Annotated in this window: 20 protein-coding genes and 1 pseudogene; 11 read left to right on the top strand and 10 right to left on the bottom strand. The window is 69.8% G+C overall.

Annotation, left to right across the window (positions count from 1 at the left end; translation table 11 throughout):
• Positions 1-113 precede the first annotated feature (113 nt).
• The 4 genes from AC5DRG_RS41025 to AC5DRG_RS41010 form a co-directional block, all read right to left on the bottom strand.
• The gene (locus AC5DRG_RS41025; protein ID WP_491804930.1) at positions 114-1,421 is read right to left on the bottom strand and encodes an MFS transporter; all 1,308 of its coding nucleotides are present in this window, start codon (positions 1,419-1,421) and stop codon (positions 114-116) included.
• Entirely contained in the window at positions 1,418-2,011 is a 594-nt protein-coding gene (locus AC5DRG_RS41020; RefSeq protein WP_491804929.1) for an ArsR/SmtB family transcription factor, read from the bottom strand. Before AC5DRG_RS41020 ends, AC5DRG_RS41025 begins: the two co-directional genes overlap by 4 nt.
• A 70-nt stretch (positions 2,012-2,081) precedes the next feature.
• A complete protein-coding gene (locus AC5DRG_RS41015) occupies positions 2,082-2,594 on the bottom strand; it encodes a hypothetical protein (protein WP_491804928.1) in 513 nt (170 codons plus the stop codon).
• Positions 2,594-4,306, bottom strand: a complete 1,713-nt coding sequence (locus AC5DRG_RS41010) for a PHP domain-containing protein (protein WP_491804927.1) — start codon at positions 4,304-4,306, stop codon at positions 2,594-2,596. The genes AC5DRG_RS41015 and AC5DRG_RS41010 overlap by 1 nt, the downstream gene beginning before the upstream one ends.
• Positions 4,307-4,557: 251 nt before the next feature.
• Here AC5DRG_RS41010 and AC5DRG_RS41005 point away from each other — a divergent pair, with 251 nt between their 5' ends.
• From AC5DRG_RS41005 to AC5DRG_RS40995, 3 genes are all read left to right on the top strand, one after another.
• Positions 4,558-5,154: a TetR/AcrR family transcriptional regulator gene (locus AC5DRG_RS41005; protein WP_491804926.1), complete on the top strand. Its 597-nt coding sequence runs from the start codon at positions 4,558-4,560 to the stop codon at positions 5,152-5,154.
• Between the two features lie 311 nt (positions 5,155-5,465).
• Positions 5,466-6,791 carry a prenyltransferase/squalene oxidase repeat-containing protein gene (locus AC5DRG_RS41000; RefSeq protein WP_491804925.1) on the top strand — a complete coding sequence of 442 codons (1,326 nt, stop codon included), beginning with the start codon at positions 5,466-5,468 and terminating at the stop codon, positions 6,789-6,791.
• Positions 6,792-6,848: 57 nt separating this feature from the next.
• Positions 6,849-7,580, top strand: a complete 732-nt coding sequence (locus AC5DRG_RS40995) for a hypothetical protein (RefSeq protein ID WP_491804924.1) — start codon at positions 6,849-6,851, stop codon at positions 7,578-7,580.
• Here the strand turns inward: AC5DRG_RS40995 and AC5DRG_RS40990 are convergent.
• Entirely contained in the window at positions 7,567-7,992 is a 426-nt protein-coding gene (locus tag AC5DRG_RS40990; RefSeq protein ID WP_491804923.1) for an NUDIX hydrolase, read from the bottom strand. The genes AC5DRG_RS40995 and AC5DRG_RS40990 overlap by 14 nt on opposite strands.
• On the opposite strand from AC5DRG_RS40990, the pseudogene AC5DRG_RS40985 reads away from it, so the two are divergent.
• Positions 7,907-9,294, top strand: a pseudogene (locus tag AC5DRG_RS40985) (VWA domain-containing protein). The gene AC5DRG_RS40990 and the pseudogene AC5DRG_RS40985 sit on opposite strands and share 86 nt — an antisense overlap.
• 19 nt (positions 9,295-9,313) lie before the next feature.
• Here the strand turns inward: AC5DRG_RS40985 and AC5DRG_RS40980 are convergent.
• Entirely contained in the window at positions 9,314-9,436 is a 123-nt protein-coding gene (locus tag AC5DRG_RS40980) for a hypothetical protein (protein ID WP_491804922.1), read from the bottom strand.
• Positions 9,437-9,588: 152 nt separating this feature from the next.
• On the opposite strand from AC5DRG_RS40980, the gene AC5DRG_RS40975 reads away from it, so the two are divergent.
• The 3 genes from AC5DRG_RS40975 (at position 9,589) to AC5DRG_RS40965 (ending at position 14,313) form a co-directional block, all read left to right on the top strand.
• Positions 9,589-9,786: a DUF6381 family protein gene (locus AC5DRG_RS40975; RefSeq protein ID WP_491804921.1), complete on the top strand. Its 198-nt coding sequence runs from the start codon at positions 9,589-9,591 to the stop codon at positions 9,784-9,786.
• 53 nt (positions 9,787-9,839) lie between these two features.
• Complete coding sequence (locus tag AC5DRG_RS40970; RefSeq protein ID WP_491804920.1) at positions 9,840-12,650, top strand: response regulator; 2,811 nt, start codon at positions 9,840-9,842, stop codon at positions 12,648-12,650.
• Positions 12,651-12,747: 97 nt separating this feature from the next.
• Entirely contained in the window at positions 12,748-14,313 is a 1,566-nt protein-coding gene (locus AC5DRG_RS40965) for a diguanylate cyclase domain-containing protein (protein ID WP_491804919.1), read from the top strand.
• Between the two features lie 279 nt (positions 14,314-14,592).
• On the opposite strand, the gene AC5DRG_RS40960 is transcribed toward AC5DRG_RS40965, so the two are convergent.
• Complete coding sequence (locus AC5DRG_RS40960) at positions 14,593-14,961, bottom strand: VOC family protein (RefSeq protein WP_491804918.1); 369 nt, start codon at positions 14,959-14,961, stop codon at positions 14,593-14,595.
• Positions 14,962-15,040: 79 nt separating this feature from the next.
• Here AC5DRG_RS40960 and AC5DRG_RS40955 point away from each other — a divergent pair, with 79 nt between their 5' ends.
• The 3 genes from AC5DRG_RS40955 to AC5DRG_RS40945 all read left to right on the top strand — a co-directional run bounded on the left by AC5DRG_RS40955 (position 15,041) and on the right by AC5DRG_RS40945 (position 18,021).
• Complete coding sequence (locus tag AC5DRG_RS40955; protein ID WP_491804917.1) at positions 15,041-16,432, top strand: hypothetical protein; 1,392 nt, start codon at positions 15,041-15,043, stop codon at positions 16,430-16,432.
• A gap of 69 nt (positions 16,433-16,501) precedes the next feature.
• Positions 16,502-16,831, top strand: coding sequence for a PadR family transcriptional regulator (locus AC5DRG_RS40950; RefSeq protein ID WP_491804916.1), 330 nt, complete (start codon positions 16,502-16,504; stop codon positions 16,829-16,831).
• On the top strand, positions 16,831-18,021 hold the full coding sequence (locus tag AC5DRG_RS40945) for a hypothetical protein (protein ID WP_491804915.1): 1,191 nt from the start codon (positions 16,831-16,833) through the stop codon (positions 18,019-18,021). The genes AC5DRG_RS40950 and AC5DRG_RS40945 overlap by 1 nt, the downstream gene beginning before the upstream one ends.
• On the opposite strand, the gene AC5DRG_RS40940 is transcribed toward AC5DRG_RS40945, so the two are convergent.
• Positions 18,005-19,705 carry a DUF2264 domain-containing protein gene (locus tag AC5DRG_RS40940; protein ID WP_491804914.1) on the bottom strand — a complete coding sequence of 567 codons (1,701 nt, stop codon included), beginning with the start codon at positions 19,703-19,705 and terminating at the stop codon, positions 18,005-18,007. The two genes, AC5DRG_RS40945 and AC5DRG_RS40940, sit on opposite strands and share 17 nt — an antisense overlap.
• Before the next feature lie 75 nt (positions 19,706-19,780).
• A complete protein-coding gene (locus AC5DRG_RS40935) occupies positions 19,781-20,821 on the bottom strand; it encodes a rhamnogalacturonan acetylesterase (RefSeq protein WP_491804913.1) in 1,041 nt (346 codons plus the stop codon).
• Between the two features lie 193 nt (positions 20,822-21,014).
• On the opposite strand from AC5DRG_RS40935, the gene AC5DRG_RS40930 reads away from it, so the two are divergent.
• Positions 21,015-22,712: a rhamnogalacturonan lyase B N-terminal domain-containing protein gene (locus AC5DRG_RS40930; protein ID WP_491804912.1), complete on the top strand. Its 1,698-nt coding sequence runs from the start codon at positions 21,015-21,017 to the stop codon at positions 22,710-22,712.
• A 12-nt stretch (positions 22,713-22,724) separates the two neighbouring features.
• Here AC5DRG_RS40930 and AC5DRG_RS40925 read toward each other — a convergent pair whose 3' ends face one another.
• A complete protein-coding gene (locus AC5DRG_RS40925) occupies positions 22,725-24,137 on the bottom strand; it encodes a family 43 glycosylhydrolase (protein ID WP_491804911.1) in 1,413 nt (470 codons plus the stop codon).
• Positions 24,138-24,143 lie beyond the last annotated feature (6 nt).

The raw sequence follows: 24,143 nt of genomic DNA, 5'->3' as shown, positions 1-24,143 counted from the left end.
GGGATCGGAGACTCGGCGTTACGACTCCGCCTTACCGTATTCCCGGGGGAGCAATGGCGGCTGGAGCCGGCAGCGCAGTGCGGCTCCAGCCCGCCTCCGCCGACTCCCTACGGTCATCCGGACTCGGTGCGTTCGACGGCACGCGTGTCGCGGTCGGCGTCGGCCGGGACGTCCCGTTCCAGGGAACGGATGCCCGGTATGGGCGAGGTGAGCAGCCACAGCAGTGACAGCGAACCGCCGACGGCGGCCGTGATGAGGACCGCCCTGAGTCCGATGGCCGTGGCGAGCACTCCGCCTACGACGGCGCCGAGGGGGCGTATCCCGTAGTTGACGGTGCTGAACGCCCCGGCCACGCGGCTGCGCAGACCGTCCGGGATCACCGCGGCCTGCAGGGAGTTGAGGTTGATGTCCAGCAGCATGACACCGACGCTGGACAGGAACTCCGCCGCCGACAGGACGCCGATCCGGGCCCAAGTGGGGCCGCCCGCCGCCGCGATGAGGGCGATGGGCGCCGGGAAGAGCACCGAGCCGACGGCGATGCTGCGTCCGACGCCGATCCGCCGTGCGACCGCCGGTGCCGCCACCGCGCCGACGAGACCGCCACTCGCGCCGACGGCGAACGCCAACCCCATGACTCCCGGGGAGAGTTGGAGCACCCGGTCGGCGAACAGCACCAGCAGACCGGTGCCGGACACGAACGTGAAGAAGTTGACGGTCGTCGCGCAGCCCAGGCTCGCCCGCAGTATCGGGTGCCGGACGACGAAGCCGAGGCCGGCCCCGGCCCGCCGTAGCAGTGACGGTCCCTCGGTCTCAGTGGGCGTCCGCTCGTCGACCCGGATCGGACCGAGCAGCAGCGCCGACGCCAAGAACGACAGGGCGTCGGCGACCACGGCCACGGGCGCGGTCAGCAGCTGGACCAGCCCACCGCCGACGGCCGGACCGACGACGAAGGAGGCGGACCTGCTGCCGCTGAGCTTGCTGTTCGCGTCGACGTACGAGGCGGCGGGGACGAGGTGGGCGAAGACGGGCGGATAGGCGGTGTTGAACACGACGGACGCCGCACCGGTCAGGAACGACACCGCGTACAGCTGACCGAGCGTCAGGGCGTCGAGCAGGTAGGCGAGGGGCAGGGTCAGCAGTACGACGGCACGGATCAGGTCGGTGAGCACCATGAGCCTGCGTTTGCTGGGGCGGTGCTCGACCCAGGCCCCGAGGATCAGGGCGAGGAGGTTCGGGGTCCAGACGAGCGCGGTCAGCCAGGCCACCTGGTTCGCGGAGGCGTGCAGCAGGCCTACGGCGATGAGCGGCAGGGCGAGTTCGGAGACGCGGTCGCCGAACTGCGAGACGGTCTGCCCGGCCCAGAAGCGCAGGAACCGGCGGTCCCGCCACAGCGAACCGGGGGCGAGCGCGTATCCCTTCACTCCGGCGCGCCAGTGTCCTCGGCGCCGCTCTCGGGCAGGGCGTAGCCCAGCAGTCGTACGCCCCGGCTGTCGGGGGGCGGCTGCTCCCGGTTCACGTAGGGCGCGACGAGTTCCTCCAACGCGTCCTTGAGGGCGGCCAGTTCGGCGGCGGTGACCACGATCCGGGTGTTGTTCGCGCCGGCAAGCCTGCTCCATTCCGGGTCGAGTTCCGGCTGTGTCTCGGTCAGCCACCGCATCGGCAGTTCGGCGGACCTGGCGAACATCTCGCCCGCCAGCATCCGTGCGGCCGACCGCCCTTCCTCGTCCGCCGGCGTCTCGAACCGGAAGCCGCGCGCCACCGCCTCCCACCGCCGCTCCCGCCGGTCCCCTCCGCCCTCGGCGTCACGGACCAGCCCGAAGCCGGCGAGATGGCGCAGATGCCAGCTGGTCACGGACGGGGTGGCGCCGACATGCGGGGAGAGCTGGGTGGCGGTGGCGGGCCCGTACCGCTGAAGCCGTTCGAGGACGGCGAGCCGCACGGGATGCGCCAGCGCCCGCATGGCTTTGGGGTCGGTGATCTCTAGGTCGCCCAGGCGATTGCCGGAATCCATGACATGAGAGTGTCGTCTCAGACCTGGTGATCACAAGGTCTGAGACGACACTCTCACATAGTTGTTCGTGTCAGTGGTCCGCGCAGCACGGTGTCGGATCCGGCACCTCGAACGGGACCAGCGTGCCGCCCACGGCGGGCATCGCGGCGAGGACGAGTTCGCCGTTCTGCCACTGCGGCCGTACGTGATCCCGTGTCACCAGCCGGGCATCGGGGGCGAGTTGACCCGCCGGCGCGCCCAGAACCGTCACGCGGTCGATCGCGGAACGGGACACCAGCTCCGCGATCGTCAATGTGCCGGTGAGCTCCGAGACACCCGGGTAGAGGACAGCTCGGCCCACGGCGTCGGGGGCGCCGTCCATAACCTCGTACCCGTGCCCGGTGAGCCGCTCCCGGGCGGTGCGTGGGAGCGGCTCCGAGGGCAAGGCCAGGGACAGCGCGACATGCGGACGGTCACCGCGGACCAGGTGCGTGCAGCCGAACGTGCCCTCGGGGAGGGCGAGTTCGGCCGCCAGCGTCTGGAGCAGGTGATCGGCGTCGCGCAGGTTCGGGGTCCCGGCATCCACTGTGACGACGTACGGCATCACGCGGGCAGGACCCACACCGGGTTGGAGTAGAACCACAGGTCGCGCCACGGGTCGGCGTCGCCGACGACGTCGATGGCCGGACCCACCGGGTCCACGGCCGCGCCCATCGCGCCGACCGCGCTGCGGTTGCCGTCGGTGCCGCGCAGCCGGACGTAGAGCGGGCGGTCGACTCGGCCGAGGTCGTAGGTGAGCCGGACCGTGCCGGTGGACTGGTTGACCTCGTAGGACTTGACGACCTTCGCGGTCGGCGCGGTGAACGTGTCCTGGTCGGCCACGGGGCCGGTCACATCGCCCTGGATGACGTCCACACGGGCCAACTTCGGGAGGAAACCAGCCCAGTTGGGGCCGCCGGCGAGGGCGACATCCACGGTCAGGGTGACGTTCGTGCCCTTCCTCACGTGCAGGGCGCCGCCGAGCGTGGCCCAGCGGCTGCCGCCCGAGAGGCGGACGTCGAGGCCGCTGATGAGCTGGCCGTGGTCGACCCAGACGCGGCCGGCCCGGATGCCGTCCATGACGGCGGTGTAGGAGAAGCCGTCGGCGCCGACGTGGGTACGGCTGTACTGGCCGGGCCAGTAGTCGCCCTGGGTGGTGTCGATCTTGCCGGCGTAGACCGGGTCGTCGTAGCGGCCGTTGGCGTTGAAGTCGCCGCCGCCGCGCGCGGCGGTGTCCGCGTAGACCTGGTGGGAGTCGGAGTTGGCGCTGATCCACCAGGCCTTGCCCTCGGCGAGCAGGCTGTCCCACAGGCCGCCGACGGTGGCGGTCATCCAGTCGAAGCCGCCCCAGGTGCGGTAGCTCTCCAGCGGGTAGCCGGCGAAGGAGTTGGCGCTGGGGTTGTTGTCGTAGATGCCGCGAGCGCGGGCGGCGCCGAGGGGTGCGGGGAGACCGGCGGCCTGGTGGCCGGGCGCGCCCTCGAAGCCGACGGCGATCTGGTGGCTCGCGTCGGTCGCGTCGCGCCAGGCGCGGATCTCGTGCGGGGAGTCGACACCGCGCCGCGCCGGGTGGTTGGCGAGCATCAGCGCGTCCTTGACCTTGCGGCGCTGGACCTGCTCGCCGAGGAAGGCGAGGCCCGCGACGGCAAGGGCTTCGTTGGCGGGCGTGGAGTCGGAGGCGTTGTTGACGCTGCCGTCGTAGTCGGTCTCGAACTGCTTGAGGACGGAGACCTCGTTCCTGCCGGGGTGCACGAAGACGGTGCCGTGCTCGGCGCCCGGGATGTTCCACTCCAGGCCCTGGAAGACGAGGGTGTCCTCGTACGCGTCGCGGGCCGCCCTGATGTCCGGGTTGACCTTGTCCACGCCGATCTTGGCGTGCGCGGTGCTGCCGTGGTCGGTGATGACCAGCCAGTCCATGCCGTGCTTGGCGCCCTGGCGGACCTGGTCGACGACGCGGTACTTGCCGTCGCTGCTGTACTGGGTGTGGATGTGGTGGTCGCCGGCCAGCCACAGGAAGCCGTTCGTGCGGCGGCTGTCGGCGGAGGCGTACGCGGGGGTGGCGGCCGGGGTGAGGACGCTCGCGGCGGCGAGGCCGGCGCCGAGCAGCCCGGCCCGGCGCAGCAGCGAGCGGCGCGACTGCTGTTCGGGGCTGAGGGCCTCGTCGGGGACGGTCGTGTCGAAGGCGGCGGGCAGCGGCGCGGCGACCTCGTGGTCGTGGTGGTGGTGCCCCTCGTGGTGGTGCTCGCCGTGCTCGTGTCTGTGCGGGTGCCCGTGCCCCATGTCTGCCTCCCGAAATCGCGCGCGCCGCCGGTGCGGTCCTCGCGTGGCCGAGATTCGACGTGAGACCTGAACGGTAAACGAATGGCAAACGGGCACGGGGCGACCGTGGCACGGCGACTGGCCGCAACCTTCACACTTCCCCCAACAGCCCTTGCACGGCACGCCGGTTGAACCCAACACAATCACGGGTGTGCGCCCCGACACATTAGGCTGGAACCTAGGCACCCTAGGTTCCAGAGAGGTGGTCGTCCATGGCCCGAGCCGGGCTCACGACGGACCGGGTCGTTGCGGCAGCGGCCGAACTCGCGGACGAGGTCGGCTTCGAGAACGTCACCGCATCGGCGCTGGCGCGGCACTTCGGCGTCAAGGACGCGAGCCTGTACTCGCACGTCAAGAACATGCGGGACCTCCGGCCACGCGTCGCCCTGCTGACGGGCGCGGAGATGATCGACCAGATCGCCACCGCGGTCGCAGGCCGCGCCGGCCAGGACGCCCTCACCGCCTTCGCCAACGCCTACCGCACCTACGCCCTCCGCCACCCCGGCCGCTACGCCGCCACCCAGATCCGCATCGACCAGTCCCTCATCGCCGGCACCCCCGCCCTGCACCGCACCGCCGAAATCACCTACGGCATGCTCCGCGCCTACGGCCTGGAAGAACCCGACCTGACCGACGCCGTACGCCTGCTCCGCAGCACCTTCCACGGCTACTGCGTCTTGGAGGCCGCGGGCAGCTTCGGCGCCCCGCGTGACGTGGAGAAGTCCTGGGAGAAGGCCGTAGCGGCCCTGCACATGGCGCTGACGCACTGGCCCCGCACGGAGGCCATCCCATGCGCCTCGGCCGGATGACGGAACAACTCGCCTCGCCGAGCGCACACACAGCGACTTCGGTGAGTTCCCCGGCGGTCATCTCGGCGCCGTGCGGCATCCCTCCGAGTTCGCCACACTGCTCACGGAAACACTGCTTCCGGTCCCCACCCCAGGTGCATCGCTGACCACTTAGACTGGAAGCTTCGCGGAGGTCACGTGCCGCCCACGTGCCGCCCTGGGGGAGGGAGCGCGTCTTGTCTCAACAGCAGCTGGGGCGCGGGCCCTTGAGATCGACTCGATCGGGGGCCTCGGGGTCACCGGACCCCGCGCCCGACGGGCCCGGTGACGATGTGTCACGCCCGGCGGGGTTCGTGAGCTGGCTGGGCAGGCTCGGGTGTGCGGCCGCCGGGTACGCGGTGTTCCAGTTCCTCTTCGAGGTGCTGCCCGACTCGATCGACGGGAGTCTGGCCAAGTACCTGATCGCCGGGATCAGTGGAATCGGCACGGCCGCGGCCGCCTGGCTGGCGGCGGCGCTCCTGCGCGCCCGGGCCAACGGCGCGGCCGCCCCCGGGACGGCAACTCCCCTGACGGGTACGCCCCTTGCGCCCATGCCCGGCCCACTCCCCCAGGTGTTCACCTCCGCCTACGACACGCTCGTCGAGCATGCCTTCGTGGTCGACGACCCGAGGCGCGGCAAGCTCACCGGCTGGCCGCACAACCTCGATGAGAACGACCCGGCACGCCCCACCTCCGTCGGCACCTCGTACGGCCTGCACATCATGCTCGACCTGGGTGTGCCCGACGGGCGCCTGCGCACAGGCGACTTGGTGGACACGCTGTGGCGGATGAGGCTGCCGAGCGGTGGCTGGTCCGCGCGTTCGCAGGGCGACGAGGCCCGGCCGGAGGTCACCGCGCTGGTACTCGGCGCACTGGCCCGCGCGGGCGCCGACACGGACCGGATCGCGGAGGAGGTCGAGCGCTGCCAGATCGCGTTCACCCACCAACTCGACCGCGCCGGACGGGAGTCGACCCACGTCGTGACGACCGTGCTGCGCGGTCTTCTGCGCGCCGCGCCCCGCTCGGAAGCACTTCCCCGACTTCGTGAGGCCCTCGTCGACGGCGCGATCGGCGACCCGCGCCGCGAGCATCTGCGCTGCTGGAGCTACCGTCTCGGCCCACTCTTCGGCCCTCCGTCCTCGCTGCACACCGCGCTGGCGGTGGTCGCCCTCGACCGCACCGCCCGCGTCCTGGGCGAGACCTCCGCCGCACGGTCGGCCCGCGAGGAGGGCGTGCGCTGGCTGCTGGCCTGCCCGGACGCGCGTCACGACGTGTGCCTGGACCTGGAGAACCTGAGGGAGGAGGTACGCCGCCCCCGTACGGACGACCCCTCTCGCCTCGAAGTGCTGAACGTACGGCACTTCACCGCGTCCTGGGTGGCCCGCGCCCTCCTCTCCCCCGGCACCCGGGAGATCGCGCGCGACCACGGACTGGAAGCCGAATGGCGGGAGCGGCTGGACGGCGCGGTCGCCGCGGTGTGGGCGGGGCAGACGGACGGCATCTGGACCTGGGGCCGGGCCGCCGGCGTCGAGCAGCGGCGCCCGATGTGGATGACCTACCAAGGTCTTTCGGCGCTGCGGGCACATGCCGTATGGATGTATCAACCGGATACCGGATGACGGATGACTGATCTCGGAACACGGGTTGGACGACCCGGAGTTGGAGGATGAGTGTGCATGGGCGGTCAGCAGGTCCTGGCGGCGCGGCAGTTGCTGACCGAGGCGCTGGACGGTGAACTGCCCGAGCACAGGACGGTGGACGCGGCCCGTGCCGTCATCGCCGAACTCGGCTCTCCCGGACGCCTGTTGGAGCTGATCGCCGAGCTGGCCTCCGGCGAGGGGGACCCGGAGCACTGTGCCGCTCTGTCGTACCGGCACGTCCTCGGGTTCGACAAGCTGCTGCTCATCGACGGCGGACCGCGGCACATGCTGCGGGCCCACGTGTGGCATCCCGGCGCGGGGGCGATCGGCGAGGAGGACATCCACAATCACCGTTCCCCGCTGGCCTCTTACGTCGTACGGGGCCGGCTCGCCATGGAGTTGTTCGAGGCGCAGGACAATGACAATGGCGGGATCGAGACCGCGCGTTACGAGGAGTCCTTGTCGGAGCTCACCGCGAACTGGCTGCTGGAGCCGGCGGGGCCGGCCCGGCTGCGGCTGACGCATGTGGGCCAGTATGCGGCGGGCAGCGCATACGCCCTGCCGGCACATACCCTGCACCGCGCCTGGTGCGACACGAGCGAGCCGACGGTGACGCTGTTCCTGGAGACGGGCAGTGAACGGCGTCGCCACACCGACGTGTTCACGGCGGCGGGGCCGCATGCAGGAGCGGTGGCGAAGGTGCCGATGGACCTGACCGACTACCTGGCCGCGCTGAGCGGTCTCGCGGAACTGCTCAGGAGTTCGTGAGGGCCTGGCGTACGACGTCAAGGTTGTACTCGTCGATGTCGACCGTCGTCAGCTCCGTCGGCCGGAGCCAGACGTACTCCTGGTCGGGCTTCGGCAGAGTGATCCCCGACGACAGTGGCCTGACCAGGAAGTTGTCCTGCCAGTTCTTGATCTCGTTGCCCCGGTAGTCGCTCACGAAAGAGGAGTCGCCGACCTTGCGCACGACCTCGCCGAGCAGCCCCGTCTCTTCCTTCAGCTCACGCACGGCGCCGTCCTCGGGACTCTCGTCCGGTTCGAGCTTGCCGCACGGAACGCCCCACACCCGGGGCAGGAACCGCTCCGTCTCACTGCGGCGCACCAGGAGCACGCGCCCCTCGTCGTCCATCACGACGGCAGCAGCCAGTCGCTTGTCGCCGGGGATGTCCATGTCCATGGTTCCTCGGTCCCTCGCCGGAGATGAGCCCAAAGAGTTTGATACCCACGAAAGCATCCACCGTACCAGGATGGCCTTGTCCGGTCTGTGCCGTCCGTCTCACCCGAGCCGAGCGGCCAGCCAGGAACAGGCCGAGCAGGCGAAGAAGGCCCAGCAGGATGCCGTAGGCGCGGCGACCGCCGTGGCCGAGGCGCTTCAGCAGGCCGGCGACAGGGCCGAGGAGGACGGCACCGTGCCGGCCCCGGCCGCCGGGGCCGTACAACAGGCGATCGAAGCAGCTGAGGCCGCCGAGGCTACCGCGCGGCAGGCCGCCCAGGCCGCCGCGCAGTCCCTCGCGGCGGCCGCCCCCGGCATCCGTGCCGCCGCGCGGAACGCGGTGGCGAAGGCCGCCGAGGCCGCGCGGGAGGAGGCGGCACTGATGCGGGCATGGGGCGTTGGTCCCGGCGAACTGGAGCGGATGCCGTTCGACCAGCGCGCCCGGCTCGCCGAGCGGCTGCGCACCAGCCGTCTCGCACAGCGGGCCGAACTGATCGGCCGTTTCCGGCAGATGGCGAGCGGTGAGCGGGCCCGCAAGGTGGAGAACGCCGCCGGGGAGCTGGTCGGCGTCACGCTCGGCAATGACTTCTCCCGCGTGCTCCCCTCCGAGCTGGCCAACCTCGGACTGCGCGAGCTGCGTGCGGTGTTCGCCGCGCGCTACGCCGCCGGGAGCTGATGCTCTACGACAGCCAGGGTGAGCAGAGTACCGGCCAGGGCGCCGTCGTCGCGTGCGTGGACACCTCGCACTCCATGTACGAGGCGGGGCCCGGCGGAGTCACCCGGGAGGCGTGGGCCAAGGCGTGCGCCCTGGCGCTGCTGGACCAGGCCCGGCACGCGGGGCGTGACTTCGTCGGCATCCTGTTCTCCGCCGCCGACACGCTCCAGGTCTTCCGCTTCCCGGCCGGCCAGCCCGCCGGCATCGCCCAAGTGCTCGACTTCGCGGAGACGTTCCTCGGCGGCGGCACCAACTACCAGAGGCCGTTGACGGCAGCCGGCGAACTGCTGGAGGCGGAGTTCAACGACGCCGCCCGCATGCGCGGCGACATCGTGATGCTCACCGACGACGACTGCGGCGTCACCGAGGAATGGATGCGCGGCTGGAACGACGCCAAGCACCGGATGGGCTTCCGCGTCTTCGGCGTGGCCATCGGCGCCCCGCGGGCCGCCGAAGCCGACTCGGTCCTGGACGCCCTGTGCGACAACCTCCGCTCCCTCGAGGACCTCACCGACGTCCACGCCGCCGCCGACCTCTTCCGCGTGATCTGACCCCCTGGCTGCCGCCGCCCTATCCGCTGAGCGCCTGGACGTCGTCGTACGTCGGGACGTGGTACGACGACGTCTCCGTGCCGCTGATGCCGAGGCGCCTCACCCGCCGCAAGGCCCAGCTCTCCACCCGCCGCGACGTCACGCCGTACTACCTGCCACAGCCGCCTGACCTGCGCAGGTCGCCATTGGCCCTCTCTCGTACTGGGCCGATAACGGTGGGTGGCCGTTCGAGATGCGCGGATGAGGGGGTGCTGTTTCGCTGGTGGGGCCCGCTGACCCCAACCACGTCGAGGAGTGATCACGAGTGTTGCCGGCGAGTCCGGCGGTCGTGCCCAGCAGCTGCGCCGGAGGGCGCAGGAGATGGAACTGGCCGCGGAGCGTGTCACTGATCCCGGGGAGCGGCAGCGGCTGAAGGAGAAGGCCCGCCGACTTACGGAGCAGAGCGAGCAGGCAAGCGGCATGGGTGGCCGGGACATCGACCCCGTGCTGTAGCGGTCCTGATCCTGCGCCACGTAGTGGGCGCGTGAGGTGTGTGGAGGCGGTAAATGGAACCGGACCGGCCGGCAGCGAAGCAGTACGCGGCTGATGACGAGGAGCGGTTCCGGCTGCTCGTGAAGAACTCCGCAGACATGGTCTACCGCCGCACGGTCGAGGGCGTCTACCGGGAGGTGTCCCCCGCGGGGGCGGCATTGCTCGGCCGCCCGGTCGAAGAGATCGTGGGGACCGCGGTCGCGTCCTGGGTGCACCCGGGCGATGTGGAGGACTTCGAGTCGGCGGAGCGGGATCTGCTTCGTTCGGGCCGGGTGGTGGTGTGCCTGCGGCTGCGGCGAGCCGACGGACACTGGCTGTGGACGGAGTCAACGAACTGGGTGGTGCGGGACTCCGCGGGCGAACCCCTCGAAGTGCGCGGGTTCATCCGCGAGGCGGAGGGCCAGCGACGCCGCGAGGAGGCGCTGCGGCTGCTGCAGGAACAGGCCCGTTCGGTCATCGAGACCGCCCGGGACGCCTTCGTGTCCATGGATGAGGACGCTCTGGTCATCGACTGGAACCAGGCTGCTCAGGAGTTGTTCGGTTGGAGCCGCCGGGAGGTGATGGGCCGGCGGCTGGCCGATATGATCATTCCTGAGCGCTACCGCCCTGCGCACGCGGCCGGTCTGCAGCGGGTGCTGGCCGGCGGGGAGCCGCACGTACTGGGCCGTCAGATCGAGATCAATGCACTGCATCGCGACGGGCACGAGATGCCGGTCGAACTGGCGGTGTGGCGGCTGCAGTCGGGCGCGGTGCGCTGCTTCAACGCCTTCGTCCGGGACATCACCGAACGCAAGCAGGCCGAGGAAGCCGCGGCGGCAGCCCGCGACCGGGCGCTGGACGCATCGAGGGCGAAGTCGCAGTTCGTCGCCTCCATGAGCCACGAGATCCGCACCCCGATGAACGGCGTCATCGGGCTGAGCAACCTGCTGCTGGGCACCGAGCTGGATACCGAACAGCGCCGCTACGCACAGGGCATCCAGGCCGCCGGTACGGCCCTGCTGTCGCTGATCAACGACATCCTGGACTTCTCCAAACTGGAGGCGGGCAGGCTCGAACTGGACAACGTCGCCTTCAGCCCCCAGCAGCTGGTGGAGGAGGTCGTCTCGCTGGTGGCGCAGATCCCCCAGGCCGGCGGCCTGGAACTGCTCAGCGGCTGCCATCCCGACCTGCCCGCGATGGTGCACGGGGACGCCGGCCGACTGCGGCAGATCCTGCTCAACCTGGCGTCCAACGCCGTGAAGTTCACCGAATCCGGCGAGGTCGTGCTGCGCGCCTACCCTGCCCCGCCCCAGCTCTCTGCGGAGCAGTCGCCGTGGCTGCGCTTCGAGGTGGTCGACACCGGCATCGGCATCGCGGAGGCCGACCAGGAGCGGATGTTCGACGCCTTCTCCCAGGCGGATGCCTCCACCACCCGCCGCTACGGAGGCACCGGCCTCGGCCTGGCCATCTGCCGCAGGCTCACCGAGGCCATGGGCGGCTCCATCGGCGTCACCAGCCGGCTCGGCCAGGGCAGCACGTTCTGGTTCACCGTGCCCGTGCGGGCTCCCGACACCACAGAGCAACCGCCTGTCCAGGTCTCTCCCGCAACCCTTCGCGGGCTACGGGTCCTGGTCGTCGACGACAACGAGACCAACCGGCTGATCCTCGATACCCAGTTGCGCAGGTGGCACATGCAGCCGACCACGGTCGAGGGCGGGCCCCAGGCGTTGGTGGCCCTGCACGAGGCAGCGGCCGCGGGCCGCCCCTTCGACCTGGCCCTCCTGGACATGCAGATGCCCGACATGGACGGCCTGGAACTAGCCCGCCGGATCACCACCGACCCGGCCATCGGCCGGGTACCGCTGCTGATGCTCAGCTCCAGCGTGCCGCTGGCCGCCGCTGAACTCCACGCGGCCGGCATCGCACGCAGCATGCCCAAACCCGTCCAGCAGTCCCAGCTCATGGAGGCCGTGGTCGAGCTCACAGCCCAGTCACCGTCAGTCGAAGCCGCAGCAGAGACACCTCCTGCCTCCGCCGCCTCCCCGCCTGCCCACCGCGGCCATCTCCTGCTGGTGGAGGACAACGAGATCAACCAGATGGCGGCGCAGGGCCTTCTCACCCGACTCGGCTACAGCGCCGACATCGCCGCCGACGGCATCCAGGCCCTGCAGATGACCGAGGAACACACCTATCAAGCCGTGCTCATGGACTGCCAGATGCCCCGGATGGACGGCTTCACCGCCACCCGAGAGCTGCGCCGCCGGGAAGAAGGCGGCGGCGGGCGCCTTCCTGTGATCGCCATGACCGCCGGCGCCCTCGCCGAGGACCGGGAACGCTGTCTGGCCGCGGGCATGGACGACTACGTCTCCAAACCCGTCGCCGGCGCCGACCTGGAACAGGCCCTGGCCCGCTGGATCGACCCTGCTCCACCCGGTGAAGAGCCCAACCATCCGGCCCAAGAGGGCGAGGACCCCTTGCGTGCCCCCATCGAGCGGCGGCTGAACGAACTGCGCGGCAACGGCACCCCGGCCGAGAACGAACTGGTCGACCGGCTGGTGGACCACTTTCTTGTCCGGGCCCCCGACATGACCAGCGCACTCTTCCACGCGCTGGTCCACCAGGACGCCCACGAGATCACCGAGATGGCGCACAGCCTCAAAGGCGCTGCCGGCAACATGGGAGCCGACAGCCTCGCGGCCTGCTGCGCAGAGCTCGAACAACGAGCGAAGGCCGGAAACCTGGCCCCGCTGGCCGAGACCGCTCCCCGTCTCCAGGACGAACTCGACCGGACCTGCCGCACCCTGGAGAACATCCGATCCCGCCCTCCCGGCCAAGAGTGTGGATAAGCGCCCACGGATGAGGTTCAAGCTCTCGCCGTCTTACAACCAGCGGTTCACCTCCTGCCGCCCGGGCGCGTGCGGCTGGAGCGGGGAAGGAGGGCCTGTGGGCAAGGTTGACGCCTGGTTGCCCTCCCGCCGTGCTGCGGCGGCCTGGGTGTATGGGGCAGCGGGGACAGCGGTGATCGTCACCTATCTGGTCACCTCCTCCGCGGCGCGCTACATGCTGGGCGCGATGGTGTCCGGCTCGGTGGTCTTCGCGATCGTGGTGGGAGTGATCAGGAACAAGCCGCCGTCGGTCCTTCCGTGGTACCTGCTCGCGGCGGCCATGGCACCGTTCGCGGCGGCGGACACGATCTGGGGTCTCTATCAGGCCCGCGGGGTCGAGGTTCCGTTCCCAGGCGTGGCCGACTGGCTCTACCTGGGTGCTTATCTGTTGCTTGCGGCGGGTCTGGTGGCGCTGGCCAGGCAGCAGACAGGGCGCCTGCACTGGGCGGGGCTGCTGGACGCGGGAATCGTCACGTTGGGGGCCGGCACTCTGTCATGGGCGTTCATCATCGCCCCCTACGTGCGCAGCGAGCTGTCCGCGTGGCCGCTCGCAGTGTCCATCGCCTATCCCGTCACCGACCTGGTGCTGTTGTCGATGGCCGCGCGGCTGATGCTCACCACGGGCACGCGGACACCGTCGTTTCTTCTGGTGATCGGATGGCTGCTGGTTCTGCTCGCCACTGACGGCTTCTACTACGGAACGCTGGCCACGGGGACCGTGATCCCGGAGGACGTGGCCGAGGTGGGATGGATGGTCTCATCCCTCCTGCTGGGGGCGGCGGCGCTGCACTCGTCCGTTGCCCAGCCGACACAGGTGGCGCAGGACCAGGAGAGGTTGTCCCGGCGGCGAATGTCGATCCTGATCGCGCTCATCCTGATGGGGCCATTGATCGTGCTGGCCAATGTCGGTGGCGCCCAGGTCCAGCCCGTGAACGTCAAGGTGATCGTCGGCATGATGGCGAGCCTGTCGCTGCTGTTGTTGCTGCGCATCGCGTTCCTGGCCAGCTACGCCCAGGGCAGGGCCAACGAAGCACGCACGAAGGCCCACGCCCTTGCAGAGTCACTGCGAGAGCAGGCAGAACTCCAGGAGCAGCTGAGCTATCAGGCGACCCATGACCCGTTGACGGGTCTGGCCAATCGGGCGCTGCTGAACGAGCGCATGGAGTCCGTTCTCGGCCGGTGCTCCGCCCTTTCCTCCGCCGGACTGCTGATGCTCGATCTCGACGGCTTCAAGGACGTCAACGACACGTTGGGGCACCCGGCCGGTGACGAACTGCTGGTCGACGTGGCACGGCGGCTGACGGGCAGGGTCCGCAAGCAGGACATGGTGGCCAGGCTCGGCGGAGACGAATTCGCACTCCTCGTGGAAGGCGTCGACGCGAGCGGACTCCACGACTACGCCACGCGGATCCTCGACTCCTTCAAAGACCCATTCATCCTCGCGCAAGGTCATACATTCCACGTGACAACAAGCATCGGAGCACGGAGCATCACCGGGCAGACCACGCCTTCAGAAGCGCTGCGGGACGCAGATACCGCCCTGTACAGAGCCAAAACCGCCGGCAAGAACCAGGCCGCGTTCTTCGAACCCCCACAACGGTCCTCTTGGGCCAGAGACTCCTGAACTCAAGCCGGAGCGAGACAGTTCTTGTCCCATGCGTTCGGCAGGAGCAAGGGCTCGTCGTCGGCGTGGTGGAGGGCGGCGAAAGGCGTCATGACGGTCATGAGAGGCCGCCGAGGGCATCGGCGTAGTACGTCGATCCCTTGAGATGCAGGGCGAGTTCACGGAAGCTCCAGCCGTCACCGGGCGAGGCGTCGAGCCGGCGGTCATACCAGCACGCTACGGGCGCGTCACTTCGGTGCCGGCCGAAGTGTTCCGGCGGGGCGCCCCAGCACCGTCGCCTCAGCCCGCCCGCTCCCCCGAACTCCGCTCCACGCAGAACTCGTTGCCCTCCGGATCGGACAGCGTCGCCCACCCCGTACCGTCCGGGTTGCGGCGGTCGTCGAACATCGTCGCGCCGAGGCCGAGCAGCCGCGCGACCTCCTCGTCGCGGGTGCGGTCCTGTGGCTGGAGGTCCAGATGCACGCGGTTCTTGACGGTCTTGACGTCCGGCACGGTCACGAACAACAGGTTCGCGCCCTCGATCAGCGCCTCGGGGTCGCCCGGCTTGTCGTCCTCGTGCAGGGGCAGGTCCAGCACCTGGGCCCAGAAGCTGCCGAGCGCGTAGGCGTCGGCGCAGTCGATGGTCGTGTGGCGAATCGCAGAGGTCATGCGGGGGATTGTGGTGTACGTCTCTCCAGCTGGGCAATGTAATAGGCAACCTTCCGGCTCCGGGCGGCCACTGGAGGGCATGACCTCAGCAGCAACACGCATCACACGTCACCGCCGTATCCGGGGTGCCCGCAGACCCCTGATCGCGGGGCTCGTCGCGACCTCCGCTCTCGTCGGGGCGTGGTACGCGACGGCAGGCGCGGCGACGACCACCGCCGAAGGCCTCACCGTCACCAGCTCCGCAGTGAGTCTGTCGGCCAAGTTCCCTTATCTGTCCGCGGGTTACAACAACACCCGCGAGTGGACCCGGACGGCGACGGCCGCAGCCCCCAACGGCACCCTCCGCGTGGCCTGGCCCGCCTCGGACGGCATCCACGTCACCCCGTTGACGGCGGCCGGCAAGCGCTCGGGGGCGGACACCGTCGTCAAGGGTGCCAAGGAGGTCGGCGGGCTGGTCGCGCACAACGACGGCTTCGCACTGCTCACCCGGGTCGCCGACACGAACAAGTGGAAGGAGACGGCGGCCGCGATCGTCCGCTACACGGGCGCAAAGAAGACCTGGAGCACCAAGCTCACCAGCACCGCCTCGCACGACACCTCCCCGCTCCTCGACGGCCAACTCACCTGGAACGGCAAGAAGTACGGCGCGTACTTCGTCGTGCACGGCGCGGGCGGCTTCGCCGACGGCCACTACGGCGACAAGTTGTCGTACATCGGCCCCAAGGGCGCGAAGCTCAGCGGGGGTTGGAGCTGGGGCTGCAGCCACAACGAGGGCATCGCGCTGCACGCGGAGACGACCGGCGCCTTCACCTCCCTCTGCTTCGACGACTGGCGTTCGGGCCTGTTCGTGTCGACGGGGATCGGCGCCCCGGACACCGCGCCGGTCGTGCAGCGCGAGCAGTGCTGGGCGGGCTACTGCGGCGGCACGTTCGCCGGCCGCACCGGTGACCTCGTCAAGTCCTCCACCGGCCGCTACGCCACCGCCTTCGCATCCCGTGGCTCGGCGTCCGCCAAGAAGAACCCGGACGACTCGTCCGGCCGCGGCTGGACGGTCACGCCTAAGACCAGCACGCACCAGGTGGCGGTGGCCTTCCTCAAGAACCGCAACACCAAGTCGGGCAAGACGATCTACCTGACGAACGCGAAGGGCACGGAACACGTCAACGTGCGCCTGGCCCCGTACGGCAAGAACCGCCTCCTCCTGTCCTGGGAGTCCCTGAAGAACGCCAAGTGCGCGAGCGGTACCTGCACCGGCACCTTCACGGGCACGCACCTGCGTCTCATCGACTGGAACGGCAAGTTCCAGACCGCGGACAAGGTCGTCGGCACCCGCATCGCGGGCGACATAGCAGTACAGAAGGACGGGACACTGACCTGGGCATACGCCCCGGTGAAGCCGTCGTACAGCACGGCACTCACGGGCGCGTCACCGACGTCGAAGACACTGAGGATCGCCAGGATCAGCCCCTGAGGAACGAAGGCACGGGACCTGAAGTACGGGGCATGGCCAACTTAACTCTACCCATATAGAGTTAGTGGCATGCCCCGATCCCGACGCCCCTCGGCACAGACCACCGCAGTGGTGCTGGCGCTGGCCGGCGAACCCACTGTTTGGCGGTACGGCTATGAGCTGTGCCGACTGCTGGACCTTCAGGCCGGATCGGTGTATCCGATCCTGATGCGGCTGGCCGATCGCGGGCTGCTGGAGACCTCCTGGGAGACGGATGCGCCCACCGGCCGTCCGCCCCGGCACCTGTACCGGCTGACCGGCGCCGGCCGGACCCTGGCGGACGAGCTGGTTCAGCCGGCCGAGCCGACCGCGGCAAGGCCCGTGACGGCAGTTCCGCGGCCGCGATGGGAGTCGGCCTGATGCGTACTCAGAGTCGTTGTGAGCTGGGCGTGTTGGGGGCCGTGGCGGGGGCCTTCGCCGGGTTCCTGGCCCTCGCCTTCGCCACCGCGGGCTCGCCGGACACCGCAGAGGAGGGCTATCTGCCGCTCGTGATCATCTGGTCGGTGTTCGCCACACCCTCGCTGATCGCGGCGCATCTCGTGTTCCGCACCTGGTGGACCCGCCGTGCGGGAGCGGCCCGGCCCTCCTCGGACACTCCGGCCCGCCTGTTGACCCTCGCGGTCGCCGCACTGCCCGTACACCGACGGGCCTGGGGCGAGGCGATGAACGCAGAGCTGGCCCAGGTGGCGGGCCCGACGGCCCGTATGCGGTTCGCGGCCGGCTGCGCCCGGGCCGCCCTGTTTCCGCCGCCCGCGCACCAGAATCCGGTACTCGCCGCCGGGGTGGCGACGGTGTGGACCGTGTTCGCGGTAGGGCTGTCCGTCGGGCAGGCGCTGCCCGCGATGCGGCTCTTCGCGATGACCTTCGCCGCGCTCGTCGGCGCCTTCGGCACCCTCGCCCTGGCCCGCTCGCACCGAGTGCGCAGGCCCGCGTCGGGACCAACCGTCGCCGCCGTCGGCCTGGCCGGGGTGGCCGCGGCCGTCGCGCTCACCGCCCACGTACTGACACAGGCCCCGGCCCAATCGCAGGCGCTGGGCTCCGCGCAGGCGGTGCTGCTTGCCGGATACCTGGCAGGCTGCCTCGGCCTGGTCCTGGCGCCACCGCGGGCACTCACCACCAGCCGAGCCGCCCGCCGCGTCGGCCTGGCCACCGCCCTGACGCTCGTCGGCTGCTTCCTGCTGGCCTCGCGGCAGCAGAACGTATGGTTTCCCTTCCTCTTCCTCGCCCCGATCGGCATCCCCTTCCTGGCCTCGGCGGTGACCGCCGCGGTACGCCGTTCCTTCCGCGCGGGTGTCCAGACCACGGTCTGGACCGCCGTGCTCGGCACTCTCCTTCTCTTCGTCTTCTGGCTCGTCGAGTCCCTGCACTGGTACGGCGTCGACGGACGGCTCCTTCTGGACGGCGAGGGCGGCTACCCGGTCAGCACGAACCTCAAGGACGCCGTCTTCTGGGTCCTCGTGTTCACCCCGGCGTGGGGACTGCTGCCCTTCGGGATCTTCGGCGCGGCTCTCGGCTCCCGCCTCCCCCGGCTGCTCACTCTCGTACGCTGACGGCGACAGCCCCGTCGTCCAACCGGGCCCGCACCACGGGACCTTCGGACCAACGGATCTCCAACTCCCCTGCCGCGTCGACGTTTACGGCAGCGGTCGACGCGAGCGGTACCGGGGCGGCATCGGCTGTGAGCCGGGCAAGGGCGACGAAGAAGGGGGACCCGTCGGCGGTCGTCGTACCCGCGAGCTCGTCGTCCAGGCCGGACGCGGGAAGCAGTTCGGCCCGGCGGCCCTTCCCCGCCGACCACCCCGTGACGCGCACCGGCGAGCCCTGGGGGGCGCCGTACACCCTGAACGCCCTCACCTCCACCGCCCCTTGAGCCAGCACCAGGCTCGTCACCCGCACCCCGGAGTCCCCCACCCGATGCCGCGACGCCACCCACCCCTCCCCCGCCCCCAACGGCTCGATCTCCGTACGGCTCGGATCGCCCTCGACGATCACACTGTTGTCGTACGACGATGAGGGCGCCGTCACCGTCGAGTACGCGAGCCGCGTGTAGTACGGGTCGTAGCGGACGTCCTCGCTGCCGTGGTTGTGGAGGCGGACCAGGCCATCGGAACTGGTGGACTGGAGCAGCCAGTTGGGGGCGGGGAGCGGCGTGATCGCGTCGGAGCGTTCGGTCGGGCCCGGTTCCTCGGGTACCGTCCACACCTCGTGGTCCGGGGGCAGAAGCAGGCCGAGGAAGCCCTTGCTTGCCCAGTACGGGGAGGCCGGGCCCGAATAGCCTTGCAGGACAGCCGAGTCGGGGCCGTGCCAGCCCAGTGTCAGCAGACCGTTCTCGTCGACCGCGCCCCGCTCAAGGAAGTACTTCAGCGCCCCGGACGCCAGCCGCCGCGTCTCCCCGGGCGACAGTGGCGTTCGCCCGGTCAGCGCACCCAGCCACAGCGGGGCCGTCGTCGCGAAGCGGTACGTCAGTGACCGGCCCTGGTGCATCGGGGCGCCGTCTCCGCCGAACAGGCGGGCGTAGTCCTCGAGATGGCGTGACAGGCGGCCCCCGTACAGGTCCAGCAGCCCGTCGTCGTCCGCCAACCACGCGTGCAGCACCGGATAGAGGTGCATCGCCCAGCCGTTGTAGTAGTCGAACTTGCGGCCCTCGCCGTCCGTGTACCAGCCGTCCCCGACGTACCACTCCTCGATGCGCTCCAGACCGCGCTCGATCGCCTTGCGGGACGCGTCCGTCTCGTAACCGATTTCCTGGAGGAAGCCGCCCACGGTGACCGGGAACAACTCCCAGTTGCAGGGCCAGGCTTCGGCGGTCAGGGCGTCGCCCAGCCAGGCCGCCGCCCGTTGCCGTACGGAATCGTCGAGGCGGTCCCACAGCAGGGGGCGGGTCAGCCGCAGGGCGAGGGCGATCGACGCGGCCTCGACCAGTGGCTGGCTGCGGTGCTCGATCCGGGGCCAGGCCCCCGAGACGCCAGCGTCGAGTCCGTCCGCGTACCGTTCCAGCGCGGTTTCGTCCCTGCGGAAGGCGGCCAGCAGCAGCGTACGGGCGTACCCCTCCAGGCCGTCCGACAGCCTGCCGGACCAGCTGGTGTGGTCGCCAGGCAGGTGGTAGAGGGAGCGGTCCTCGGTGGCGTACGGCTCGACCGCGGCGAGCAGCCCGTCGGCGGCCGCCTCCCAGTGGGCGCGCGTGTAGCCGGTGCGCGGGCTCAAGGAGCGGTCGTCGGCGGGAAGTTGGAACATCTGGCTGGTCTCTCCTTCTCGTACGTGGCGTTCGGACCTGGGGCGCCCCGGTTCCGGACGGAACGCCCCAGGTGCTCATCCCACCCGCACTTTGCCCTCCGGCACCAGTCCCTGGACGACGAGTTCGTCGCGAACCAGGCCCGCGTACACGGTGGCGCCGTGTGCGGAGGTGTGGGTGTTGTCCCGTTTCTCGTTGTAGAGGTAGAGCGCCTTGGAGCCTTCGGTGCCCAGGGACTCCACCAGCGCCTTCGTCTTCGCCGTGAGGTCGATCAGCGGGACGCCCTCGGCCGCGGCGACCGAGCGGATCACCGCCGGGTGGTTGACGCCCAGGCCGTTGACCAGCAGCGCGATGTCGTTGTTCAGGGTGCCGTCGGAGTTGAACCAGCGCCGCACGATGGGCGTCACGAGAACCGGACGGCCGCCCTTCTCGCGCACGCCCGCCACCAGTGTCTCCAGGTTCGCCCGGTAGGTCGCCTCGTCGGTTGTCTTGTCGTTGTGGGCGAGCTGGACGAGGACGAGGTCACCGGGGCGGATCAACGGCTGGACTGTGGCCCAGAGTTGCGGGTTCCCGAGATACGTGACCGTACTCTCCCCGGAATCCGCGTAGTTGGCGACGGAGACGCCCTTGCGGAGGTACCGCGGGAGCTGCTGGCCCCAGCCGGAGTAGGGGTCGCCGGGCTGATCGCAGACCGTGGAGTCGCCGACGAGGAAGATCTGCCGGGCGCGGTGGGCGGGCGTGACACGGATGTCGGCGAGTGCGGGGGCCGAGCCGCCGATCACCAGGTCGAGGCCCGGGGTGCCCTCGGCGCCGGTGGGTTCGCCCTCGGGGGTGCGGACGTCGACCGTGAAGCTGCGGGCGACCGGCTGACCAGCCGCGGAAACGGTTTCGGGAAGCAGAGAGCGCCGGGTCTCGCCACTGACGGCCGTGCTGGCGGCGGCCTCTCCACCGAGCAGCAGCTTCACGTCGTACGTGCCGGCCGGGACATCGAAGTGACAGGCGGTGGCGGTGCAGTTCTCGATGCCGAGCGCGTGTCCGGCGGATGCCTGCGCCGGTACCGCCGTCAGGCCCGCGGCCAGCGTGACGGCCGCCAGCACGGCGAGGTTGAAACGTCTCATGCTCGGTTCCTCCGTCAGGGAGACAACACCTGGCGCCGGACCGTACCGCCATCCGCAAGCGCTTTCTAGACCTTGGACTCATTTCACGGGATTGCCAACCTCCCGCAAGTGAAAGCCCTTTCGCGAAATCGATTCAACTGTCACTCTCCAAAGCACCCGCACCACCCCCACGCGTCTCGAAGGAGGCACCCCCATGTCCGAATCCGCCGTGAACAGAGCCGTGAACAGACCGGTAGGACGCCGCACCTTCGTCCTCGGCACCGCGGCCGCCGCCGGATCGGCGGCACTCGCCGTCGGCCCACTCGCCGAAACGGCGTCCGCCGCGGCCTTCGGCTACACCGACGACGGTTCGAACTACGTCGTCGACACCGGCGCCAACCTCGTCTTCAAGGTCAGCAAGACCAACGGCGACCTGACCTCGCTGGTCTACCGCGGCACGGAGTACCAGGGCTACGGCGGCAAGAACTCGCACATCGAGTCCGGCCTCGGCACCTCCACCGTGACCATCAGCCAGTCGGGTTCGACGATCCTGATCTCGGTCACCTACGGCACGCTCAAGCACTACTACGCGGCCCGCAGCGGCGAGAACAACGTCTACCTGTGGACCAACAAGGCGGACACGTCGGTTTCCGCAACCCGTTACATCCTGCGCGTCAACGCGGGCAAGTTCCTCAACGACGAGCCCGACTCCTACACCTACGCGCCCACCACCATCGAGGCCTCGGACGTGTTCGCGAAGTCCGACGGCCAGACCCGCTCGAAGCACTACTCGAAGGTCCGGGTCATCGACTACAACTACGTCGGCTGGACCACCGGCAGCGTCGGCCTGTACGTCGTCCGCTCCAACCACGAGAAGGCCTCCGGCGGCCCGTTCTACCGCTCCCTCCTGCGCCACCAGAGCGCGGACGGCGGCGGCCTGTACGAGATCCTGTACTACGGCGAGAACCAGACGGAGGCCCAGCGCTTCGGCCTCCAGGGCCCGTACGTAATCGCTTTCACGGACGGCGGCGCCCCCTCCTCCTCGCTGTACCCGGGCACCCTCGCCACCTCGTGGGCGGACTCGCTCGGCATCTCCGGGTACGTCGCCTCGGGCGGCCGGGGCCGGGTCGCCGGCGTCGGCATCACCGGGCGCAACACGTCGTACGCGTACACGGTCGGGCTGGCCAACTCCGCCGCCCAGTACTGGGGTTCGGCCCGGTCCTCGGACGGCTACTTCTCCATCGGCGGCGTCCTTCCGGGGACGTACACGCTGACGGTCTTCAAGGGTGAACTCGCCGTCTACACCACCTCGGTGACCGCGACCGCGGGTGGGACGACCACCCTCAACACCATCGCGATCCCGTCCTCGAACGATCCGAGCAACGCGAGCGCGATCTGGCGCATCAACGACTGGAACGGCACGCCCAGCGGTTTCAAGAACGCCGACCTGATGCTGTACGCCCATCCGTCCGACGTCCGCGCCTCGTCCTGGACCGGCAACGTCGTCATCGGCAGCGGGTCCGAGACCTCGGCCTTCCCCTGCTACCTCTGGAAGGACGTCAACAGCGGCCTCATCGTCTACTTCAGGCTGACGGCCGCCCAGGCCGCCGCCGCGCACACCCTGCGCATCGGCGTGACGACGGCCTACGCCAACGGCCGCCCGCAGGTCGTCATCAACGACGCCTGGACCTCGGCCGTCCCCTCGCCGCCCACCCAGCCGAGCACACGGTCGCTGACCGTGGGCTCGTACCGGGGCAACAACAACACGTTCACGTACAGCGTGCCGGCGTCCGCCTGGCTGACGGACACCAGCGCGTACAACACGCTGAAGATCTACGTGGCGAGCGGTTCGGGGACGACGTCCTATCTCAGTGCGGGCACGTCGATCGACGCGATCGATCTGCTGGCCTGATCTGACGAGAGGTCATGTCCCGCGCGTCCACTGCTGGTTGGTCCCTTCGTTGCAGGTGTACGTGATGATCGCGGCGGAGTCGGCGGTGGACGCGCCGCTCACGTCCAGGCACTCGCTACTCGCGCGGGAGACGACGTTCACGTAGCTGCCCGACGTGGTGAGCGACCACTGCTGGCTGGTCGCCGAACTGCTGCAGTTCTCCTGGGTGACGGTCGAGGCGTTCTCCTGCACGCACAGGGAACTGTTGCGGACGACCAACTGGTAGTAACCGCTTCCGACCGACTTGAACCAGTACTTCTGGTTGTTGCCGCTGTTGCAGGTGTACTGCTTGACCTGGGCGCCCGCCCAAAGCGACTGGCTGGTCACATCGGCGCACTTGGCGGAGTGGCGGGCGATCAGCGTGTTGTACGTGGCGCTCGTCCCGCTGATCGTGCCGGTGGCCGTGTCGACGGTGGCCTCGGGGTACCAGGACATGGACATCGTCGTCGTGGTCGGGAAGGTCAGCGGCAGCCAGACGTAGCGCGAGTCGTTGACGGTGCCGCCGAAGGAGTTGCCCCAGCGGTCACCCATGTAGAGGTACGAGGTCGCCGAAGTGCCCTGCACCGGAAGGACGTACGCGGTCTGCGAGCCGTACGCCGTCGAGTCGCCGACGTTCGTCATGGCCGTCCACGGGCCGGTGATACTCGTCGCGGTGGCGTACTGCTGCTGGTTGGGGCTCCAGCCGGTGGCGCCCGACGTCAGCATGAAGTAGACGCCGTTGCGCTTGAAGAGGGCCGGGGCCTCGCGGTGGCCGCCGTGCCAGGGGTCGGCGACCAGGCTGTCGATACCGGTGTAGTCGGCGGTGAGTTTGTAGATCTGCAGGTCGTAGTTCTCGCGGGCGGCGGAGATCATGTAACCGGTTCCGTCGGTGTCGACGAACACCGTGATGTCACGGGACATGTAGGTGTCGAGCGGCTGGAAGCTGCCCTGCCAGGTGTAGTTGCCGTCGACGGTGTCGGAGACGGCGACGGCGGCTCGCGCCTCGCTGTAGTCGGTGCCGTTCTCCTTGTGCATCCACATCACGAACTTGCCGGTGGACGCGTTGTACATGACCTTCGGCCGCTCGATGTTGGCGGTCGCGAGCTCCGAGTCGCTGGACTGGGTCAGGACATGGTTGCGGAACTCCCAGTTCTTCAGGTCGGTGGAGCGGTAGGCGTCCACGTACTGGAAGGTGTTGTCGGCGTTGCGGTGCTCGCCGAACCAGTAGTAGTAGGAGCCGACCTTGATGACTCCACCGCCGTGGGCGTGCACGGCGGCGCCCGAAGTGTCCGTGAACTGCGTGCCGTTGGCGATCGTCTGGGCTGCCGCCTGGGCGGGACCGGCGGTGGCGAGCGCGCCGGCCAGGGCCAGACAGAGGGCGAGGAGGGTGGCGTACAGACGTCTCATGCGGGC

The organism is Streptomyces sp. JLBG701, from assembly GCF_058544905.1.
This window is presented reverse-complemented; position numbering and strand designations above follow the sequence as displayed.

Excerpts from the sequence above, each read along its gene's own strand:
- AC5DRG_RS41020 (WP_491804929.1), bottom strand. The coding sequence starts at position 2,011 with ATGGATTCCGGCAATCGCCTGGGCGACCTAGAGATCACCGACCCCAAA.
- AC5DRG_RS41015 (WP_491804928.1), bottom strand. The coding sequence starts at position 2,594 with ATGCCGTACGTCGTCACAGTGGATGCCGGGACCCCGAACCTGCGCGAC.
- AC5DRG_RS41010 (WP_491804927.1), bottom strand. The coding sequence starts at position 4,306 with ATGGGGCACGGGCACCCGCACAGACACGAGCACGGCGAGCACCACCAC.
- AC5DRG_RS41005 (WP_491804926.1), top strand. The coding sequence starts at position 4,558 with ATGGCCCGAGCCGGGCTCACGACGGACCGGGTCGTTGCGGCAGCGGCC.
- AC5DRG_RS40995 (WP_491804924.1), top strand. The coding sequence starts at position 6,849 with ATGGGCGGTCAGCAGGTCCTGGCGGCGCGGCAGTTGCTGACCGAGGCG.
- AC5DRG_RS40990 (WP_491804923.1), bottom strand. The coding sequence starts at position 7,992 with ATGGACATGGACATCCCCGGCGACAAGCGACTGGCTGCTGCCGTCGTG.
- AC5DRG_RS40970 (WP_491804920.1), top strand. The coding sequence starts at position 9,840 with ATGGAACCGGACCGGCCGGCAGCGAAGCAGTACGCGGCTGATGACGAG.
- AC5DRG_RS40960 (WP_491804918.1), bottom strand. The coding sequence starts at position 14,961 with ATGACCTCTGCGATTCGCCACACGACCATCGACTGCGCCGACGCCTAC.
- AC5DRG_RS40955 (WP_491804917.1), top strand. The coding sequence starts at position 15,041 with ATGACCTCAGCAGCAACACGCATCACACGTCACCGCCGTATCCGGGGT.
- AC5DRG_RS40950 (WP_491804916.1), top strand. The coding sequence starts at position 16,502 with ATGCCCCGATCCCGACGCCCCTCGGCACAGACCACCGCAGTGGTGCTG.
- AC5DRG_RS40945 (WP_491804915.1), top strand. The coding sequence starts at position 16,831 with ATGCGTACTCAGAGTCGTTGTGAGCTGGGCGTGTTGGGGGCCGTGGCG.
- AC5DRG_RS40940 (WP_491804914.1), bottom strand. The coding sequence starts at position 19,705 with ATGTTCCAACTTCCCGCCGACGACCGCTCCTTGAGCCCGCGCACCGGC.
- AC5DRG_RS40935 (WP_491804913.1), bottom strand. The coding sequence starts at position 20,821 with ATGAGACGTTTCAACCTCGCCGTGCTGGCGGCCGTCACGCTGGCCGCG.
- AC5DRG_RS40930 (WP_491804912.1), top strand. The coding sequence starts at position 21,015 with ATGTCCGAATCCGCCGTGAACAGAGCCGTGAACAGACCGGTAGGACGC.
- AC5DRG_RS40925 (WP_491804911.1), bottom strand. The coding sequence starts at position 24,137 with ATGAGACGTCTGTACGCCACCCTCCTCGCCCTCTGTCTGGCCCTGGCC.